General features: G+C 62.6%; 20 protein-coding genes. 8 read left to right on the forward strand and 12 right to left on the reverse strand.

The window, feature by feature from the left end:
* Positions 1 to 45: 45 nt before the first annotated feature.
* From P3G66_RS09920 to P3G66_RS09960, 9 genes are read right to left on the reverse strand one after another with little or no spacing between them, the layout of a single operon-like run.
* A complete protein-coding gene (locus tag P3G66_RS09920; RefSeq protein ID WP_158171008.1) occupies positions 46 to 570 on the reverse strand; it encodes a hypothetical protein in 525 nt (174 codons plus the stop codon).
* On the reverse strand, positions 567 to 1,805 hold the full coding sequence (locus P3G66_RS09925) for an MlaD family protein (protein ID WP_042923604.1): 1,239 nt from the start codon (positions 1,803 to 1,805) through the stop codon (positions 567 to 569). Before P3G66_RS09925 ends, P3G66_RS09920 begins: the two co-directional genes overlap by 4 nt.
* Positions 1,802 to 2,875 carry an MCE family protein gene (locus tag P3G66_RS09930; protein WP_276116486.1) on the reverse strand — a complete coding sequence of 358 codons (1,074 nt, stop codon included), beginning with the start codon at positions 2,873 to 2,875 and terminating at the stop codon, positions 1,802 to 1,804. The genes P3G66_RS09925 and P3G66_RS09930 overlap by 4 nt, the downstream gene beginning before the upstream one ends.
* Entirely contained in the window at positions 2,875 to 3,954 is a 1,080-nt protein-coding gene (locus P3G66_RS09935) for an MCE family protein (protein ID WP_276116487.1), read from the reverse strand. Before P3G66_RS09935 ends, P3G66_RS09930 begins: the two co-directional genes overlap by 1 nt.
* A complete protein-coding gene (locus P3G66_RS09940; RefSeq protein WP_276116488.1) occupies positions 3,951 to 4,943 on the reverse strand; it encodes an MCE family protein in 993 nt (330 codons plus the stop codon). The genes P3G66_RS09935 and P3G66_RS09940 overlap by 4 nt, the downstream gene beginning before the upstream one ends.
* Complete coding sequence (locus P3G66_RS09945; protein ID WP_050656749.1) at positions 4,940 to 5,950, reverse strand: MlaD family protein; 1,011 nt, start codon at positions 5,948 to 5,950, stop codon at positions 4,940 to 4,942. The genes P3G66_RS09940 and P3G66_RS09945 overlap by 4 nt, the downstream gene beginning before the upstream one ends.
* Positions 5,947 to 7,131: an MCE family protein gene (locus P3G66_RS09950; RefSeq protein WP_003945917.1), complete on the reverse strand. Its 1,185-nt coding sequence runs from the start codon at positions 7,129 to 7,131 to the stop codon at positions 5,947 to 5,949. The genes P3G66_RS09945 and P3G66_RS09950 overlap by 4 nt, the downstream gene beginning before the upstream one ends.
* Positions 7,128 to 7,973 (reverse strand): ABC transporter permease, encoded by an 846-nt coding sequence (locus P3G66_RS09955; RefSeq protein ID WP_003945610.1) that lies wholly within the window; start codon positions 7,971 to 7,973, stop codon positions 7,128 to 7,130. Before P3G66_RS09955 ends, P3G66_RS09950 begins: the two co-directional genes overlap by 4 nt.
* Complete coding sequence (locus P3G66_RS09960; RefSeq protein ID WP_276116489.1) at positions 7,973 to 8,827, reverse strand: ABC transporter permease; 855 nt, start codon at positions 8,825 to 8,827, stop codon at positions 7,973 to 7,975. The genes P3G66_RS09955 and P3G66_RS09960 overlap by 1 nt, the downstream gene beginning before the upstream one ends.
* 228 nt (positions 8,828 to 9,055) lie before the next feature.
* Between P3G66_RS09960 and P3G66_RS09965 the strand changes: the two genes are divergently transcribed.
* On the forward strand, positions 9,056 to 9,694 hold the full coding sequence (locus P3G66_RS09965; protein ID WP_007726896.1) for a carbonic anhydrase: 639 nt from the start codon (positions 9,056 to 9,058) through the stop codon (positions 9,692 to 9,694).
* A gap of 97 nt (positions 9,695 to 9,791) precedes the next feature.
* The gene (locus P3G66_RS09970) at positions 9,792 to 10,535 is read left to right on the forward strand and encodes a DUF4232 domain-containing protein (protein ID WP_003945615.1); all 744 of its coding nucleotides are present in this window, start codon (positions 9,792 to 9,794) and stop codon (positions 10,533 to 10,535) included.
* Between the two features lie 25 nt (positions 10,536 to 10,560).
* On the opposite strand, the gene disA is transcribed toward P3G66_RS09970, so the two are convergent.
* Positions 10,561 to 11,646: a DNA integrity scanning diadenylate cyclase DisA gene (disA, locus tag P3G66_RS09975; RefSeq protein WP_024487741.1), complete on the reverse strand. Its 1,086-nt coding sequence runs from the start codon at positions 11,644 to 11,646 to the stop codon at positions 10,561 to 10,563.
* A gap of 96 nt (positions 11,647 to 11,742) precedes the next feature.
* Between disA and P3G66_RS09980 the strand changes: the two genes are divergently transcribed.
* Positions 11,743 to 12,303, forward strand: a complete 561-nt coding sequence (locus P3G66_RS09980; RefSeq protein ID WP_003945494.1) for a PaaI family thioesterase — start codon at positions 11,743 to 11,745, stop codon at positions 12,301 to 12,303.
* Between the two features lie 23 nt (positions 12,304 to 12,326).
* Here the strand turns inward: P3G66_RS09980 and radA are convergent, their stop codons facing one another.
* Positions 12,327 to 13,760, reverse strand: coding sequence for a DNA repair protein RadA (radA, locus tag P3G66_RS09985; RefSeq protein ID WP_276116490.1), 1,434 nt, complete (start codon positions 13,758 to 13,760; stop codon positions 12,327 to 12,329).
* Positions 13,761 to 13,858: 98 nt separating this feature from the next.
* Positions 13,859 to 14,494, reverse strand: coding sequence for a copper chaperone PCu(A)C (locus P3G66_RS09990; protein ID WP_003945942.1), 636 nt, complete (start codon positions 14,492 to 14,494; stop codon positions 13,859 to 13,861).
* A gap of 265 nt (positions 14,495 to 14,759) precedes the next feature.
* Between P3G66_RS09990 and carD the strand changes: the two genes are divergently transcribed.
* Genes carD through rlmB form a run of 5 tightly spaced genes read left to right on the forward strand, consistent with a single transcriptional unit; the run spans position 14,760 to position 18,826 of the window.
* Positions 14,760 to 15,248, forward strand: a complete 489-nt coding sequence (carD, locus tag P3G66_RS09995; protein WP_003945666.1) for an RNA polymerase-binding transcription factor CarD — start codon at positions 14,760 to 14,762, stop codon at positions 15,246 to 15,248.
* A 22-nt stretch (positions 15,249 to 15,270) separates the two neighbouring features.
* Complete coding sequence (gene ispD / locus P3G66_RS10000) at positions 15,271 to 15,969, forward strand: 2-C-methyl-D-erythritol 4-phosphate cytidylyltransferase (protein WP_003945606.1); 699 nt, start codon at positions 15,271 to 15,273, stop codon at positions 15,967 to 15,969.
* Entirely contained in the window at positions 15,970 to 16,446 is a 477-nt protein-coding gene (gene ispF / locus P3G66_RS10005; protein ID WP_047269647.1) for a 2-C-methyl-D-erythritol 2,4-cyclodiphosphate synthase, read from the forward strand.
* Between the two features lie 11 nt (positions 16,447 to 16,457).
* Entirely contained in the window at positions 16,458 to 17,852 is a 1,395-nt protein-coding gene (cysS, locus tag P3G66_RS10010) for a cysteine--tRNA ligase (RefSeq protein WP_003945830.1), read from the forward strand.
* Positions 17,853 to 17,854: 2 nt separating this feature from the next.
* The gene (rlmB, locus tag P3G66_RS10015; protein WP_003945749.1) at positions 17,855 to 18,826 is read left to right on the forward strand and encodes a 23S rRNA (guanosine(2251)-2'-O)-methyltransferase RlmB; all 972 of its coding nucleotides are present in this window, start codon (positions 17,855 to 17,857) and stop codon (positions 18,824 to 18,826) included.
* Positions 18,827 to 18,840 lie beyond the last annotated feature (14 nt).

Raw genomic sequence — 18,840 nt, forward strand, 5'->3', positions numbered from 1 at the left:
GCTATCGCTCGATAATGCTCGGGGAGATACTACGCCGCGACGAAGTCACAACAACTGCACGTTACTCAGTTTCCACTCGCCGTCCTCGCGGACCAGCGAAAGTTGCATCCGGTTGCGGTCGATTCTCGGATCGGGGGAGTTGGTGTTCGTGATCGTCTGATCGAGGAACACGAGCACCTCGGCGTTGTCGCGATCACTGCTCGCCAACCCGGCTGAAATGATCTGAGCGGACGAGGTCGCCTGATACTGCACGATCATGTTCTGCAGGTTGGCTGCCACCTGGGCGTACTGACCGGCGAATTCGCCGACAGAATTGTCACGGACCACGGAAAGATTCTGATCGAGGTTCTGGAAGTTGTACGTCGCAAGATCAGTGGCGAATTGCCGTCCGCTGTCCAGGGCGCTGGTACGCGCGTTTTCGTCGACCGATTTCTGCCAGGTCGCGAATGCGCCCCATCCGAGCGCCGCGACCACGACCAGGGCGCCGGCAACGATCGCTACGGTCTGCTTGCGAAGCCGCTTGGGCTTGTCGACGATTGTGGGCGTCTGGGGTTCGGTTGTCTCGATCATTGCGTTCCTTGTACTAGTAGTGCGGCAAACGAGTTGTCACCGAGAACGGTGTTCTGACCACCGTTGAGGCCCAGACGAATCGACGTTCCGTCACCGGCTGCGACCGTTCCGAGGGCAGGATCGTATTCAGCAACCCCGTCGATCGTTCCAGTTCCGGTGGGGACGTTCTGCGATCCGCGATTCTGGATCCGGCCCGACTGGTCCGCGCAGTGTTGGTTCTTGTCGAGCGTGGTCGGTGAGGTGTCCTGTACCGATCGCCGGGGCGTGTCGTAGATACAGACCGGTCCGAGTGCTGTGATCAGATCAAGCTGTGCCCGTCCATCTTTGACGATACTTCCGAACTTCTCGAATCCTTTGGGCACCACCACCAACAAGGCATCGACGGCGGGCATCCGTGCAGTGACGATCTGAGTGGAGACGAGAGAATTGGCCAACAGCAGACTGAACGGCTCACGACTCTGTTCGATGAGAGGCAGTATCTGATTGTCGAGAACACTCGGGCTTCGATCGAGGAGTGTGCGCAGTTGCGGATCGGAGTTTCGTACCTGATCTGTCAATTGGCGAAGTGTGAGTGCAACTTCGGGAAGAGCGTCAACATTTTCCTCGTTCGCAGTGAACAGTGAGCGCGAGTTCTCGACGAGTGTGTTGACACGCGGTTGATCGGATTGGACAGTGCGCGCGAGCACGTCGAAGTTGTCGACGAGCGCCTGCAGATCCGGACCCAATCCGTTCAATCCCTCGCCGAGTTCGTGCGAGAGGGTTCGCAGGTCTGCCGGATCGACGGTGTCGGCAGCAGCGTTGAAATTCGCAATCACGGTTCCCAACGCGACCGGGATCGAAGTGCGCTCAGTCGGAACGACGGAACCTTCAACCAGATACGGGCCGCCGTCGGTCTGCGAGGACAACTGAACTTTCAATACCGGAACGGCGGTGTCCTGGCTGATGGCCACATGCGAATCGTTGGGGATCTGTTTGTCGGCGGCGATGCTCAACGTCATCACGACGAGGTCCTGGGCAGAGTCCACCTCCACCGACTCGACGTCGCCGACGGTGACTCCGCGATAGGCCACTTCCGAACCGGGAGCGATTCCGGCCGCGTTCTCCAATTCGACGATGACCGAGAAGGTTCCGGTGAACGGATCTCCGGCACCGACTTGCCGGAGTACGTACGTCGTGCTGACCACCGCGATGAGGAGAAAGGCGGCGATCTCGAAATAGACGGTTCGGTTCTTCATCGCGTTCCTCCTTGCAGGGGTGTCGTGATCGGCAGTTCCCGATCGGAGGCGGGCAGAGGTGGCAGTGGCGGTGCGGCGCCCGGGATTATCTCGTTGAGCACTCCGGTCACGGTGCCCTCGACATCGACGTCGAGGTCGATGTTCACGTAATCGCCTGGGCTGGCACGCTCGAGGAGCACTCTTGCGTTGTCCAGGTTGGCCATCGTCTCACCCAGTGTCGGCCCCATTGCCGAGAACTGGTCGAGGATGGGTGACAGTCGTCCGGTGATCTCGGAAATCTGGTCGGCCGACTGGTCGAGTACGGAATTGGTTGCGGTACTGAGCCGATCGGTTTCGTCGAGTAGATCGAGGAGCGGTTGTCGTTGGTCGGCGATCACGCCCAATGCGGGTGTGAGTGTGCGCAAGCCTTCGTCGATGGTGGCGCTCTCGTCTCCGATCAGAGCGCTGAGCCGGTTCAGTGAATCCAGTGCCGAATTGATCGATTCCTTTCGGTCGTCAAGTGTTCCGAGAAAAGTGTCAAGGCGTGCAAGCAGATCGCGGATCGTCTCCTCCCTGCCGTCGAGAATCTGATCAGCCTCACTGACGATGTTCTTGACCTGCGCCAACCCACTGCCGTTCAACAGAGTTCCGACGGCGCCGAGCAGTTGTGCGACATCGGGTCCGCGCACGGTCTCCGATCGCTCGATGGTGGAACCTGGTTCGAGAATGGGGCCCGCTGGATCGACCGGAACTTCGAGGTTGACGAACGCATCGCCGATCGGGGTCGACAGTTCGATCCGAGCGCGGGTGCCGACAGGTAGTTCGATGTCCGACGCGATTTCGGTATGTACCACGGCTGCAAAGGTTTGCGCGCTCATCGACGTGACTCTGCCGACCAATGCCTGGCCGATCCGCACCTCGCCGCCGACGGGAAGTAACGACGCGTCGACGAATTCCATGTTCAGCGGGTACGACTCTCCTGGCAGACCGCGTCCGAGGGGGAGGTGCTGGAAGTTGAGACTGCAGCCGGTCAATGGCGCGGCGATGACAAGTGCCACGACAACGCTCACCACGGACTTGTTCGACGCCATCAGTTACCCCCACCGAGGATGCGTGCCAGGTCGGAGCTGCCTGCCGAAGGAAATTCGATGGGATTGACGATTCCCGGCCCTGTGCACAGCGGTATCGGCATCTTCTCGCACAGTTCTCTCGTCGTGTCGAACTGTGCGAGATCGGTGGCGACGTTCAATCGTGCTCTGGCTCGGCCTTCTTCGGTGACGAGGTTGGCGACGTTCTCGAATCCCGTTGGTGCCGTTTCGATGATCTCGCGCAGTTGATCCTGTTTGGTCGCGACTGCACCGGCCAACTGTGCGAGCGTACCCAGATCGGCGGTGACCGCCTCGCCGTGTTCGGCGAGTAGCGCTGAGACCTGTCCGAGCAACGTGGTCAGGGAATCGAGCGCCCCGCTGATGTCTTCTCGCTGGGCGCTGAACGTGCGGGCGGTGACTGTCACCGAGTTCGACAGGGAGTCGACCTTGGTCTGGTTGTCCGCGATCAACTGCACGAGGGTGTTCAGGTTCTTCACCAGTTCGGAGATGTCGGGACTTGCACCCGCCAGTACCGAACTGGCCTGTGAGATGGACCGAACGGCATCGTTGAATGCTTGCCCGTTGCCGTCCAACGCGTGGGCGCCTTCTCCGATGAGGTCACCGATCCCGCCGCCGTCGGCGCCAGGGCCGAGCGCCACCGTCAATTCGTTCACCGATGCGGTGAGTTGGTCCCACGTCAGCGGGGAGTGAGTGCGTTCGAGAGGGATCACCGCGCCGTCGATGAGGAACTCACCGTCCTCGTAGCCGGGGCCGAGTTCGATCGTGCGGTCACTGATGACCGAGGGAGACAGGACCCAGGCCTGCGCGTCGGCGGGTATACGTGTTCCGGATGGCAGGCTCAGCGCCACTCGTACCCGGGACCCTTCCGGCGTGACGCTCTCGACCCTCCCGCTGGGAACTCCCAGAATCGTCACTGTGTTCCCGGTGAAGATAGCGTCGGTCGAGGTGAATTCGGCGGTGAGAGTGAGTCTGTGTTCGTCACGCGTGACGAACAGGACGGCACCGATCGCGCAGATCACAATCGCTGCCAGCACGGCGAGTTTCTTGACGGTCGTGGTCATCGACACCCCTGAACGAGCCCGACGACGCACAACCAATTGTCCGGGATGAGGGTGGAGGGCGAGTTGAGGTCGAGCCAGTTGCCGTTACCGGTCGCGTTGGTGACGTAGCGGACGCTGGGGGCGAAGTTGTCGAGCAGTGTGGTCAGTGATTGTTCGTTCTCGGACAGAACTCCCGTCACCACGTGGATGTCTCCCATGACCGAGTCGACCAAAGCCTGGTTGTCGCCCAGGAACTGGGCAAGTGTGGTGCTCAACTGATTGAGGTCTTGTACAAGCGCATTCAGCACATCTCGCCGGTCGGCGATCGTGGACATCACCAGATCCGCATTCCCCAGAAGGGTTTCCAGAGTGTCCTTCTGCTCGATCAGTGTTGCGGTCGTCTGCTGCGCTCCGGTGAGAAGGGAACGGAGCGCAACGTCGTTGTCGTTGACTACTCCGGAGAGTGCGTCGATTCCCTCGAGTGAGCGGCGAATGAGTTCGGGATCGTCCGGTGAGTTGTCGGACACCACGGTCAGCATGTTTCGCAGTTGTTGCAGATCAAGGTTTTCCGACGTGGATTGTGCTCCTCGACCGAGATCGTCGAGAGTGAAGGGAACGCTCGTGTTCTCGATGGGGATGGTCGAACCTGCGGGTAACGAGCGCGATCCGTTCGGAGTGACGTCGAGCGAGCGTCGGCCGAGCAGAGTCGAGATCTTGATGTCCGCACGGGAGTCTTCGCCGAGAGTGACGCCGTCGTCGAGTCGAAAGGTGACTTCAACCGAGTTGCCGCTGACCGCCAACGAGGTGACCACCCCGCTCGGGACTCCCACGACGTTGACCGGATCGTCCTGCGTCAACCCGGTGGCGTTGGCAAAGACGGCGTGGTACTCGTTGGTCTTGACCTTCAAGATCAGTTGAGGGACAACGAGTGCGGCCAGAACCACACCGACTCCGACGAGGATGCAGATGATTCCGTTGCGGACCGGGTTCTTGACGGTGAGCCAGTTCATCGGCACACCGCCGAACGCTCGGGGCCGCCGAGGGTCACCGATTGGTCCAGCGCGCTGAGCCGGAAGTTGCAGATGTAGATGTTCGCCCAGCTTCCGTAGCTCATCGCGATCCCCAACTGGGTGAACAGTTGATCGAAAGCGGTGATACCGGTCGCCAGCGACTCACGATTGTCGACGACGACGCGAGCCGACTGATCGATCGAAGTCAGCGCGCCAGCCAAGTCCGGTTCCACGCCCGTCACCAAGTCCTGAAGTGAAGAAGTCAGTGCGCCTGCGGAATCCACTGCGGCCGAGATCTGTTGGCGGTCCTGTGCCAAACCGCCGACCAGTGTGTCGAGCGTGTTGATCATCTCGACGAAGTTGGGTCGATTCGTCGTGGTCACGGTAAGGACCCGGTCGAGGTTGTTCAGTAGTTGGTCCAAGATCGCGTCCCGGGACGTCAAGTTCTCGGTGACGGCAACAGTGCGCTCCAGCAGGCTTTCGATGGTGGAACCTTGTCCTTGGAATACCTGGACGACCTGTGCGGCAAGCTCGTTGACTTCTGCGGGGTCAAGTGCGTCGAACAGGGGACGGAATCCGCCGAGGATGTCGGTGAGGTCGATCGCCGGCTGAGTCTGTTCCACGGGAATTGTGGCCCCGGGGGAGAGGTAGTTGCCTGTTGCGCGTTCGGCCTGTCCGGGTTCGATCGAAATTGTTCGCGCTCCCAACAGGTCTGCGTACCTCACCACAGCGCGACCGTCGGACGGAATACGTTGTGCAGATTCGAGTTCGAAGCCGACGACGGCTTGGTTGTTCACCAGCTCGACGCTGTCGACGCGCCCTACTCGCACCCCGGCGATCTGAACATCGCTGCCGGTGACCAGGCCGGAGGCATTGACGAAGACGGCCCGGTACTGCGAACTCGACCCGGAGACTGGGTTGATCAGGGTGCTCACCACAACCACGGTGGCGAGAATCGACAGTGCAGCAAACAGTCCGAACCTGATCAGAGATTTCTTCACGCTCATCCGCCCACCACCGTCGTGCCGCGAAATACCGGCCCCGCCACGAGAGTGTCCAAAGCTGTACCGCCCTGGGTGAGAGCCGAGATCAGGGACTGTTCGGCAGGGCTGCCGACCGGGCCGACGGTTCCGCCGAACGCGGTCGCGGCGGCAGGACAGTTGGGTCCGCGGGTTCCGTCGTACTGTGGGCAGTCGGTCTTTCCGTACGGATACAGATCTGTGACGGACAGCCGTAGATCGGTGCTGAGCCACGGACCATGCGCCAACGCGGGCGGGAGCTTGATCGTGAGATTGCGCAGGCCGTTGTAGAAGGTGGTGATGTGGTCCGGCCGCGAAGTGATTGCGCCGGTCAGGGAATCGGCGTCGTCGACCAAGGTGATCATGCGGTCGCGATTGTCACCGATCAGACTCGTGGCAGCAGCTCCCGTGCTGGTGCCGGCACGCAGAAGCCCCGCCAACCCGTCGGATTTCTCGACGACGGTCTTGGATGTGGTGATGGAGTTCTCGAATGCGGCGAGCATGTCCGGCGCACTCGTCGAGAGACTGTCGGCGAGGGTGGCTATGTCGTCGAGGTCGTCACCGAGTCCGTCGATGACGGGCTGCGCACCGACCAACGCTTGGTGGACTGAATCGAGCGATTCGCCGATCTGGTTTCCCTTGCCGCTCAACGCGTCCGAGACTGCCGTGAGTGCGACGTTGATGTCGGCGGGGTCGAGGGAAGAAACGAGCGAGTAGATCCGTGAGATCGATTGGTAGAGCTGGACCGCGACTTCGGACTGATCGGATACCAATTCGGTACCCGGCACGAGAGCAGGACCACGCGAGAGTCCGTCAGGTTGAATCAAGTCTACGAAGAAGTCACCGAAGATGTTGCGGGGCATCAGTCGCACCTGACTTGTCGACGGTATGTCCTCGAACGCTCCCTCGTCGATCGCGAGTGAGACAGTCGAAGCGGTGGTGCCCGGCTCGATCTCGGCCACAGCGCCGACGACGACGCCGCGGTACTGTACCGAGGATCCGACTCGCAGCGCACCGGCACTGGCGGGGACGACAGCACTGACCTGCGGTGTGGAACCGGTGGAGTCCGTACCTCTGCTGAACAAGAAGACGTAGGCGAGGATCAGGATGACCACGGCGAGTAAACCCCGCAGTGCCAGGGTGATTCGGCTGGAATTCGTGACGATCATCCGGTCAGCCCGGGTACGTGAGGTTTGAGTCCCCACAGCGCAATGGTCATCGCGACGTCGGTGAATGCAAGGAAGACGATGCTGGTGCGCAACGCTCGTCCGGCGGCTCGTCCGACGCCTTCGGGTCCACCCGTCGCGGTGTAACCGTAGTAGCAGTGCACGAGGGTCACGACGACCGCGAACACCATGACTTTTATCAAGGACAACCAGATGTCGTTGGGAGAGAGGAAAAGACTGAAGTAGTAGCCGTACGTTCCCTCCGACTGGCCTTTGACCCGGATCACCGCAAGCGCCGTTGCCATGTACGAAGCAAACAGGCCGACCAGGTACAGCGGGACCACCGCGATGAGCGCCGCGATCATTCGGGTGGTGACCAGGTACCGCAGCGAGGGAATCGCCATGACTTCGAGCGCGTCGATTTCCTCGGAGATCCGCATCGCTCCGAGCTGCGCGGTGAATCCGGTTCCGACCTTGGCTGCCAGGGTGATTGCGGCAACGAGTGGTGCCACCTCGCGAGTATTCGCGATGGCGGACATCACGCCGGACAGCGGTGCGAGGCCGACGAGGTTGAGTCCGCGGTAGCCCTCGAGTCCGATCTGGGAACCGGCGAAGAACGAGATCGCGAAGATCACGACGACGCTGCCGCCTCCGGCGAGCAGGGTGCCCGAACCGAATGCCACCTGGGCGACGAGACGGGCGACTTCACGCCAATAGCGCTTGAGGGTTGCGGGAATCGAGGTGATGACACGCGCGTGGAACGTGAACTGATCGCCGAGTCGACTCAGGCCGTCGACGGTCCGCGAACTGACCCGCTTGGCACGAATTGCGATGGGCAGGTGCATCAATAGGCACCTTTCACCGAGACGAACAGTGGGTAGAACTGAGTAATTGCGAGGTTGGCGACAAACACGAGGACAAACGAGAGCACGACGGTCTCGTTGACTGCGTCGCCGACGCCTTGAGCTCCGCGCTTGACGGTCAGGCCCTTGTAGCAGGCCACGATTCCCGAGATGAGAGCAAAGGCAACGGCTTTGATGCCGGAGACGACGAAGTCGCTGGGTTGACTGAATTGAACGAGATTGCGCAGGAAACTCTGTGCGTTGCCGTCGAGTATCAGGACGTGAACGAAGAGGCTTGCGCCCAAACCGATTACGAGAACTATCGAGTTCAGTAGGAGGCAGACGACGGCAATGGCGATCATCCGGGGTACGACCAGGCGTTCGAGCACGGGTAGACCGACCACTTCGAGTGCATCGATTTCCTCGCGTATCGTTCGCGCTCCCAAATCTGCGCAGATTGCGGAACCGCCGACACCGGCGATGATCAGGGCGCACACCAGGGGGCCGGCCTGTCCGATGATGAGGAACGCGACGACGGCACCGCTGTACGCACCCGCGCCGATTTGATCTGCGAGCGCACCGATCTGCAGTGCTACCCCGACACCGAGGGGAATCATCACCAGAGCGGACGCGACCGAGGTGACGTGGGCGAGAAACCACATCTGGTCGAGCGCCTCACGCCAGGCGAGGCGCTTGTGTCGAAGAGATGTGAACGCCGCAACGCACACGCGAACGGTGAAGGTGAAGAGCAGTCCGATCTCGGAGAGCAGGTTCGAGAACATGTTCGTCTTGGCGGGGGAGACAGCAGTTGTTTCCCCGGTTGTTCCATTCCCGGTCGTCGTAGCTTCGGTGCTCACGCCATCCCCCTCTCCGGCCGAATCGTTCTGGTCGGGTTTCTTCGATCACACTCGGGAGCTCGAAGTGCTCCAGGTCACGTTCGGAGACGGTATCAGGAAACTGACTCTGAAGTAAGTTCCATTTCGGCCACTTCATCACCGGGCGCGAATGTCGACGCGGAACTTTCGTTTGCGTCCACGCAACCTTCCCGGCGAGAGCCCGAAATGCGGCGGGTGCACAATGAGTGAATGCCACGATCAAGCCCCATTTCCGCTTGGAAGTCCCTTCGCGAAGGCAACGAGCGATTTGTCAACGACGCGTCCATTCACCCCAGCCAGGGAATCGCGGACCGCGCGAAACTCGTCGATGGGCAGCACCCCACAGCGGTGCTGTTCGGTTGCGGTGATTCGCGCGTAGCCGCCGAGATCATCTTCGACCAGGGTCTCGGCGACATGTTCGTCGTGCGCACTGCAGGTCACGTGCTCGACGATTCGGTGCTCGGTTCCATCGAGTACGCGGTTCACGTGCTCAACGTGCCGCTCATCGTCGTCCTCGGGCACGACGGTTGCGGTGCCGTGAAGGCAACGCTCGACGCCCTGGACAAGGGCGCAGTTCCCGACGGATTCATCCGCAGTGTGGTCGAGCGTGTTGCTCCGTCCATCCTGATGGGCCGCAACGAGGGCTTGTCCACCGTGGACGAACTCGAAGGCCGTCACGTCGTGGAGACCGGCTCGCTGATCATGCAGAGGTCCCGGATCATCGCCGACAAGGTGGACAAGGGTGCGTGCGCGATCGTCGGCGTCACGTACACGTTGTCCGACGGTCACATGCGAGTTCAGGGCGCGGTCGGCGACATCGGCGAGAGCGTCGAGACCGTCGAGGGTTAGATCTTCCGGGGCAGTGGTACCTGGCAGCAGACAATGGGTACCGACACGCCGCCTCAGCTGACGGTTAGTGGACCCTGCGCCAACTACCGTTGAGTCCGTGTTGGAACCTAATGGACCACTGCCCCCCGAGATCTACTGGCGTCGCCGGGCGCTGGCCATTGGTGCCGCCGTCATTGCACTGGCGTTGATCATCTGGGCGGCGTCCGCCCTCTTCGGCGGTGGAAGTGATACCCCGGAGGCCGATTCGGCCGCTGCGAGTTCCTCGCTGACGACGGACGTCTCCTTCACCCCCAACCCTTCCGGTTCCAACGCGCCGGAGGGTGGCGGTGGCTCGGGTGGCGGCGCTGCCGGTGGATCAGGTGGCTCGGGCACGCAGGCTTCGGGATCGTCTTCGTCTTCTTCCTCTTCGTCGACCACCGGGGCTCCGGTCCCGGCCGGTCAGTGCGCCGACTCGTCGCTGGCAGTCAAAGCCACCGCAGACAAGGCGACCTTCGCTCCCGGCGAAGAGCCGTCGTTCACGATCGTCATCACCAACATCGGTTCGGCACCCTGTGATCGAGATCTGGCGGGCGGCCTTCAGCAGGTGCTCGTCTACAGCATCGACGGCAAGACCCGGTTGTGGTCCAACGTCGACTGCTACCCACAGCCCGCAGCCGACGTACGCAATCTCGCGCCCGGCGAGCAAGCTGCGTTCAAGGTCGCCTGGTCGGCCACGACGTCGACCCCCGAGTGCGCGACCGCGCAGAACCCCGAGCGCAATCCGGTGGGCGCAGGCGCTTACACGGTTGTCGGGCAGCTCGGTGCACTGCGAAGCTCCCCGGAGCCGTTCAACATCGCATGAGAGCGGGCAAGCCCGAACAGGCCCGCTAGTTGAAGGATCCGGTGATCGACGTTTCCGCGAGCCGGGAAAGTCCCTCACGGATGTGACGCGCCCACAGCCCGCCGATGCCCTCGACCGACTGCAGATCAGCAGCCGTAGCGGCCAGCAGCGACTGGAGAGTGCCGAAGGATCCGACCAGCCGGTGGATCTGATGGAACTGCAATCGAGGTACACGCATCAGCACGCGATATCCGCGAGGAGTCATCGGAGTGTCGAGGGCTTCGATCGTGCCCGGATAACCGAGAACACGCGCAAGAGTCGTGAGATCGAGTAGATCGGCGTCGGTGACGCGATCGAGTGCGACGAGGACGTTGTCCATCGCCGCGGTGCCGATGGGTTCGGGACCGGCAAGATAGTCCCGAACGATGAGTTGACGTGCAATGTCGTTGTCGCCGACCAGTTCTTCGAGCTGCAGTGCCAACTGGCGACCGTCGGTGCCGAGTTCGAGGACATCCTGTTCGATTTCGATCGACACGCGGCGAACCATTTCGAGGCGCTGTACGACGGTCAACGCGTCGCGCAGAGTCACGAAATCCTCGATCTCGACGACCGACAGTTGCCGTGTCACTTCGTCGAGTCGCGCTTTGTATCGTTCGAGCGTCGCGACGGCCTGGTTGGCACGCGAAAGTATGGTGGCCGAGCCGTCGATGACGTGCCGGATGCCGCCGACGTACACACTGACGATCGACATCGACTGACTGACCGAGACCACGGGATAGCCGGTCTGAATTGCCGTGCGCTCGGCAGCGCGGTGCCTCGTGCCGGATTCGACGGTGGGAATCTTGTGATCGGGAACCAGTTGGACGTTGGCACGCACGATGCGTGTGCCGTCCGTCGAGAGGACAACCGCGCCGTCCATCTTCGACAGCTCGCGCAATCGGGTCGGTGCGAACTCCACGTCGAGGTTGAATCCGCCGTCACACAGCGCTTCCATTTCCTCGTCGTATCCGAGGACGATCAGCGCGCCGGTACGGCCGCGCAGAATTCGTTCGAGCCCGTCTCGCAAAGCGGTACCCGGCGCCAACCTGGCGATGGTCTCTCGCAATGCCGACGACGACTGTGTGTCCGCCATCGCACTGATCATTGAGAAACTCCCTGCTGAGGTCGATGTCACTTCGGTCGGGTCCGATGCCTGCGCCGGACGGATCCCCGTTTAGATTACCTATCCATGAGTAGTACCTGGACCCTGCCTGATGACCTGACTGTCCCGGAGCCGGTCGAATTCTTTCCGGCCGCCGGCGAGAAGCTGCCTCAGCACTGGTCGAAATGCTTCGGCTGCGGCGACGACCAGCCTGCGGGAATGGCGATGAGTTTCAGGGCTGGTAACGGACTGGAAGTGACCGGTCGTCTGGAGGTCGCCAAGAAGTATCAGGGCGGTCCAGGTGTCATTCACGGCGGCATTCTGTCGACGGCATTCGACGAGGCTCAAGGTATGGCATGTATGGCTCTCGGCTCGCCGGTGGTGACCGGGCACCTCGAGATCGACTTCGCCCGGCCGATCCCGTTGGGATCGGTGCTCGAATTCCGGGCTCGCATCGACGGCGTTGTACGCCGCAAGGTCTACACCAGTGCAGAAGCGGTGATCGTCGAAGGTCCGACAGCGGATCCGGACACGGTGGTGGGAACGTCCCGGGGACTGTTCCTGACCATCACCTCGGAACACTTCGCCAAGACCAAGGAGTTCGTGGACGGCGAACCGACGTCCCCGTTCGGCACCTCGTCGGTCTGACGAGGTAGTCGGCCGAACGACGATCACTTCACCGGCGTGAGCTTGGGGCGAGAGGGGGCTTGTTTGCCGCCCATCAATCCGGCGTAGGCCAGTGCCTCGGCCAGATTCGCTACTTCGTTGACGCGCATGCCGGGAATGTTCGGGCCGGAATCGACCGGCACGATGGCGCTGGTGAATCCCAGTCGGGCAGCTTCGATCAGCCGTCGGTTCACCCCGGCAACTCGTCGAACCTCTCCGGCGAGTCCGACCTCGCCGAGGATGACGAGCCCCTTGGGGACGGGTTTGGCTTTCACGGCGGAAGCGACTGCAATGGCGAGAGCCAGATCGGCACCCGGCTCGGTCATCCGCATACCGCCGACGGTCGCGGCGTAGACGTCGGCCTTCGAGATCGACACTCCGACGCGGCGCTCCAACACGGCCAGAACCATGGCCACACGAGCAGTGTCGAGCCCGCTGACGGCTCGGCGAGGTGTCGGCAGGGGTGTGGTGGCGACGAGGGCCTGAACTTCACCGAGCAGAGGACGCTTGCCGTCCATCATCACGGTGACGGCAGTGCCTTCCACGGCTTCTTCACGGTGATGCAGGAAAAGCCCGGACGGATCGCTGATCTCGTTGATGCCCTGCTCGCTCAGCTCGAAGCAGCCCACTTCGTCGGCTGCGCCGAACCTGTTCTTGACGCCACGGACCATGCGCAGGGTGGAGTGCTTGTCACCTTCGAAGTGCAGGACCACGTCCACGAGATGTTCGAGCGAGCGAGGGCCGGCGACGGCCCCGTCCTTGGTGACGTGGCCGATCAGAAGCACCGGGATGCCACTTGCCTTGGCCAAGGAGGTCAGGGCGCTGGTGACGGCCTTGACCTGGGTCACGCCGCCGACGACGCCGTCGACGTCGGCAGCAAGCATTGTCTGCACCGAGTCGACGATGACCAGGGTCGGCTTGACCTGCTCGACGTGGCCGAGGATTGTCGCGAGATCGGATTCTGCTGCCAGGTACATCCGCTCGTGGACCGAGTTGGTGCGATCTGCTCGTAGTCGAACCTGACCGGCAGACTCCTCGCCCGTGACGTACAACGCTCGATCTTCGGCACTGCGCATCGCCCAGCGGTAGACGACCTCGAGAAGTAGCGTCGATTTTCCGACACCGGGCTCTCCCGCGAGCAGAACTACGGAACCCGGAACGACACCACCGCCGAGGACGCGGTCCAGCTCGCCGATTCCGGTGGGCTTGGCCTGCGTCGAGGTGCTGTCGATCTGTGTCAACGGGGTGGCCGGCGTCGTGGGTAGTACGGCGCTTGACCCCGCTTTCGCGAGTGAAGCGCCGGCGCGACTGGCGACGGGTGCGACGACGGCGACCTCGGTCATCGAGCCCCACGAGTCGCAGTCCGGACATCTACCGACCCACTTGGGCACTACCGACTGGCATTCGGAGCATCGGTAGTTCGATTTCACTTTGGCCACCGGGACAGACTAGAGGCGGGGTCCGACATGGACCCCGCCTCTAGTGCGATGCTGAAATTGTTCTGCGAGGCGCAGTGTGCGCCTTGGTGATTCGGGGCTCAGTGCCCAGCTTCTGCAACGTCGGGCGACTTGTCCGACTCGTTGCGCTCGAGCTGCGGGCCGGCATCGACAGGCACGTCGACGGTGACCGAACCGGCCTTCTCGAACTTGAACGTGATCGGGACGGTCAAGCCCGGGCGAACGCCTGCCTTGATGTCCTGCAGAACGACGAGAGTGAGCGCAGCGGGTGCGTCGTCGTTCTCTTCGTTGTTCTTGATCTGGGTCTCGGCCTCGGTTGCGGCGCCCTCGCCGGCGGGCAACTGACCGGCCTGCAGCGACGTCTGCGGCTTGATCGTCAAGCCACCTACCTCTTCACCTGCGATGACGCGTGCTGCGTAATCGGTGGTGATGCTGACGAGCTTGTCCGTGGTCTCGGCGCTGTCGTTCACGACGGTGAACGCGAGCACGGCGTTGCCGCCCGGCTCGATGCTGTACTCCTCGGACGAGGGGTAAGCGATGTGCACGTTGCGCAGTGCGATCTCACCGAGGTCGGCGCTGTTGCCGTTCACGGCGGCCTGCTGGACGGCGGTCTGGCTCACCTGTCCGGAACCGCAAGCGGACAGCGCGATGGCTGCGCCTGCAGCCAGTGCAATGGCGGTAGCGACTCGACGAGTCGGCTTACGGATAGCAGTCACGATTTGTCCTCCACGGCGTCAGGTTCGCACTCCACTAGGCAGAGTAGTAGATAAGGTCCCGCGGGCTGGCCGTCGGGTCGCCACAACGGTTGTCTGCGTGGGCTTTCAGTCCGTTACGCAGGGGTGCTCCAGACCAGTTGAATGCACGTACAACAAGCCCTGTCAACCCCTACGCTCGAGCAAGGATGCCCCTGACCTGCACAGTTGATGAGTGGTCGGTTCTTTCACGTGTTAAACTAGTGGAATCGAAAGGGGCACGGGACACATGATTTTCAAGGTCGGAGACACCGTCGTATACCCCCATCACGGTGCGGCGCTGATCGAAGCTATCGAAACCCGCACCATCAAGGGTGAGCAGAAGGAGTACCTGGTTCTGAAGGTCGCTCAAGGCGATCTCACAGTACGGGTTCCTGCAGACAACGCAGAGTACGTCGGAGTTCGTGACGTGGTCGGCCAAGAAGGCCTCGACAAGGTTTTCCAGGTTCTGCGAGCACCGCACACCGAAGAGCCCACCAACTGGTCTCGTCGATACAAGGCAAATCTCGAGAAGCTTGCCTCAGGTGACGTGAACAAGGTTGCAGAAGTTGTTCGTGACCTGTGGCGTCGTGAGCAGGACCGCGGACTTTCCGCTGGTGAGAAGCGCATGCTCGCCAAGGCTCGTCAGATTCTCGTCGGAGAGCTCGCGCTCGCCGAGGGCACTGACACCGAGAAGGCAGAGACCATTCTCGACGAGGTCCTCGCGGCCGCGTCCTGACTGCAACACAACAAAGCTGACAGTGGCAGTAGTAGCCCTGGTACCTGCCGCAGGTCGGGGAGTGCGATTGGGCGAGAAATTGCCCAAGGCATTTGTCGAACTCGGTGGGTGCACCATGCTTGCACGCGCGGTCGATGGACTCCGGAAATCCGGAGCGATCGACCGCGTTGTTGTCATTGTGCCGCCTGAACTGGTCGAATCCGTCGTAGCCGACCTCGGTCGTGCAGCGGACGTCGACGTCGTCGGCGGTGGTGCCGAAAGAACCGATTCGGTTCGAGCCGGCCTCAGCGCTGCCGGCGACGCAGATTTTGTACTCGTGCACGATGCCGCACGGGCATTGACACCGCCGGCGTTGATCGCGCGCGTCGTCGACACTCTCCGAGCCGGCAGCTCCGCTGTCATCCCGGTACTTCCGGTTACCGACACGATCAAGTCGGTCGACGTACTCGGCGCAGTCACCGGTACGCCTCTGCGTTCGGAGTTGCGTGCGGTTCAAACTCCCCAAGGATTCTCCACCGACGTCCTGCGCAGTGCGTACGACGCCGGTGACGTCGCCGCGACCGACGACGCCGCTCTGGTCGAGCGTCTCGGTGTTTCGGTGCAGACGATTCCCGGCGACGCCCTCGCCTTCAAGATCACCACTCCGCTCGACCTGGTCCTTGCACGGGCGCTCCTGAGCTCGGAGACAGCGTTGAGTGCGGATTCACAGGACGGAAATTAGATGCGCGTCGGTCTCGGCACGGATGTTCATCCCATCGAGGTCGGTCGTCCTTGCTGGATGGCCGGGTTGCTGTTCGAGGAAGCAGACGGGTGCTCGGGCCATTCGGACGGCGACGTCGCCGTCCACGCGCTGTGTGACGCGTTGCTCTCTGCGGCGGGCCTCGGTGACCTCGGTTCGGTTTTCGGCACCGGCAGGCCCGAATGGGACGGCGTGAGCGGCGCTCGAATGCTTGCCGAGGTTCGCCGACTGCTCGAAGAGAACCAGTTCGCCGTCGGCAACGCCGCGGTGCAGGTCATCGGCAACCGTCCGAAGATCGGGCCACGTCGCGACGAGGCACAGAAGGTGCTCTCGGACATTCTCGGCGCGCCTGTTTCGGTGTCCGCGACCACCACGGACGGCCTCGGCTTGACCGGTCGCGGCGAGGGGATCGCCGCCATGGCCACCGCGTTGGTCATGACAACCGAACACGACAGGTAAGATCGCTGGTCGTGACCCTGCGCCTATACGACACCGGTACGCGGGCCCTTCGGGATTTTGTTCCGTTGGCCCCCGGACATGCATCGGTGTACCTGTGTGGGGCGACAGTTCAGGGCGATCCTCACATCGGACACGTTCGTAGCGGCGTCGCTTTCGACGTGCTGCGACGCTGGCTGTTGGCGCACGGCAACGACGTTGCCTTCGTGCGCAACGTGACGGACATCGACGACAAGATTCTCAACAAGGCCGCCGGCGCCGGTCGACCTTGGTGGGAGTGGGCGGCGACGTTCGAGCGGTCGTTCACGTGGGCCTACGACCAACTGGGTGTGCTGCCACCGTCCATCGAGCCACGGGCCACCGGCCACGTGACGCAGATGGTCGAGATGATGGAACGTCTGATCGAGAACGGCCACGCGTACGCGGCGGGCGGCGACGTCTACTTCGACGTGCAGAGCTACCCCGAGTACGGCGCACTGTCCGGCCACAAACTCGACGACGTTCATCAGGGCGAGAGTGCGGCCGAGGGCAAGCGCGATCCTCGCGACTTCACCCTCTGGAAGGCCGTCAAGCCCGGTGAGCCCTCGTGGCCGACACCGTGGGGACCCGGCCGTCCGGGCTGGCACCTCGAGTGCTCGGCCATGGCGGAGTTCTATCTCGGGGCGGCATTCGACATCCATTGTGGTGGACGCGATCTCGTCTTCCCGCACCACGAGAACGAAATTGCGCAGGCCAAGTGCGCCGGCGACGATTTCGCTCAGTACTGGTTGCACAACGGCTGGGTCACGATGAGTGGCGAGAAGATGTCCAAGTCGTTGGGCAACGTTCTCTCGGTGCCGAACGTGCTCAAGAAGGTTCGTCCGCAAGAACTTCGGTACTACCTCGGTAGTGCGCACTACCGTTCCAATCTCGAGTACTCGGACGAGGCGTTGGACGAAAGTGCGAAGTCCTACCAGGGGCTCGAGTCGTTCGTCCTGCGCACACACAAGCGTGCGGGCGGCGTCGAACTCGGTACGTGGACCGAAGGTTTCGCGGCGGCTCTCGACAACGACTTGTCGGTGCCGATCGCGTTGGCCGAGATTCACGGCAAGGCGAGCGAGGGTAATTCCGCGCTCGCTGCCGGTGATCTCGACGCGGCTCGGGTGGCTGCCGGCCAGGTGCGGGCCATGCTCGCGATCCTGGGCGTCGACCCACTCGACGAGCATTGGACGCAGTCCGGTGGCGACACCGAGACGGCAATGGAAGCTTTGGACGTGTTGGTGCGGGCCGATCTCGATCGTCGGCAGCAGGCACGTACGGAAAAGAACTGGGCGGTGGCGGACGAGGTCCGCGATCGCCTCATCAAGGCGGGTATCGAAGTAACCGATACTCCCGACGGACCCGAATGGTCCCTTAAGGCAGGGCAGTAACAATGGCTGGAAACTCGAGCAGGCGCGGCGCAGTCCGTAAGGGCGGCACCAAGAAGGGCCAGGTTGCCGGTTCCGGCGGTAAGCACCGTCGCGGTCTCGAAGGGCGTGGCGCTACGCCGCCCGCCGAGGCACGCACCAAGCATCCCGCGGCAAAGCGTGCAGCGCGCGCCGCACGTGCCGACGAGAAGCAGGGCCGCGGTGGCCGTCCGGGTCCGGGCCGCAAGGTTCTCGACGGTCCCGAGACAGTGCTCGGACGCAACCCGGTGGTCGAGTGCCTACGCGCCGGCGTTCCGGCGACTGCACTGTGGGTCGCCGTCGGCACCGAGAGCGACGATCGACTGAAGGAATCCGTTCAGCTCGCTGCGGATGCCGGCATCTCGATCCTCGAGGTCCCCCGCACCGATCTGGATCGCCTCAGCGCCAACGGTCTTCACCAGGGCATCGCCCTGCAGGTTCCGCCGTACCGCTACGCGCACCCGGACGATCTTCTGTCGGAGGCACGCAAGCATGCCGAGCCGCCGCTGCTCGTCGCGCTGGACAACATCACCGATCCCCGCAACCTGGGTGCCGTCGTGCGCTCGGTCGCAGCTTTCGGTGGACACGGCGTCGTGATTCCGGAGCGTCGTAGCGCGAGCGTGAGTGCTGTCGCTTGGCGTACCAGCGCCGGCGCTGCCGCTCGTTTGCCGATTGCTCGGGCAACCAACCTCACCCGCACGCTCAAGGACTGGGCATCGAAGGGTGTTCAGGTCGTCGGTCTCGACGCCGAGGGCGACACCACTCTCGACGATTTCGACGGCAGCGGTCCCGTTGTGATCGTGGTCGGTTCCGAGGGCAAGGGCCTTTCGCGCCTCGTCCGCGAGAACTGCGACGCGATCCTGTCGATTCCGATGGCCGGTCCGGTCGAGTCGCTCAACGCCTCGGTTGCCGCCGGAGTCGTCCTGGCGGACATCGCCCGCAGGCGTCGTAGCAGCTGAGTTGTAACGGCTTT

The sequence above is a fragment of the Rhodococcus sp. C3V genome (genome assembly GCF_029269915.1).
GTDB classification, from domain to species: Bacteria; Actinomycetota; Actinomycetes; order Mycobacteriales; family Mycobacteriaceae; genus Rhodococcus_F; species Rhodococcus_F qingshengii.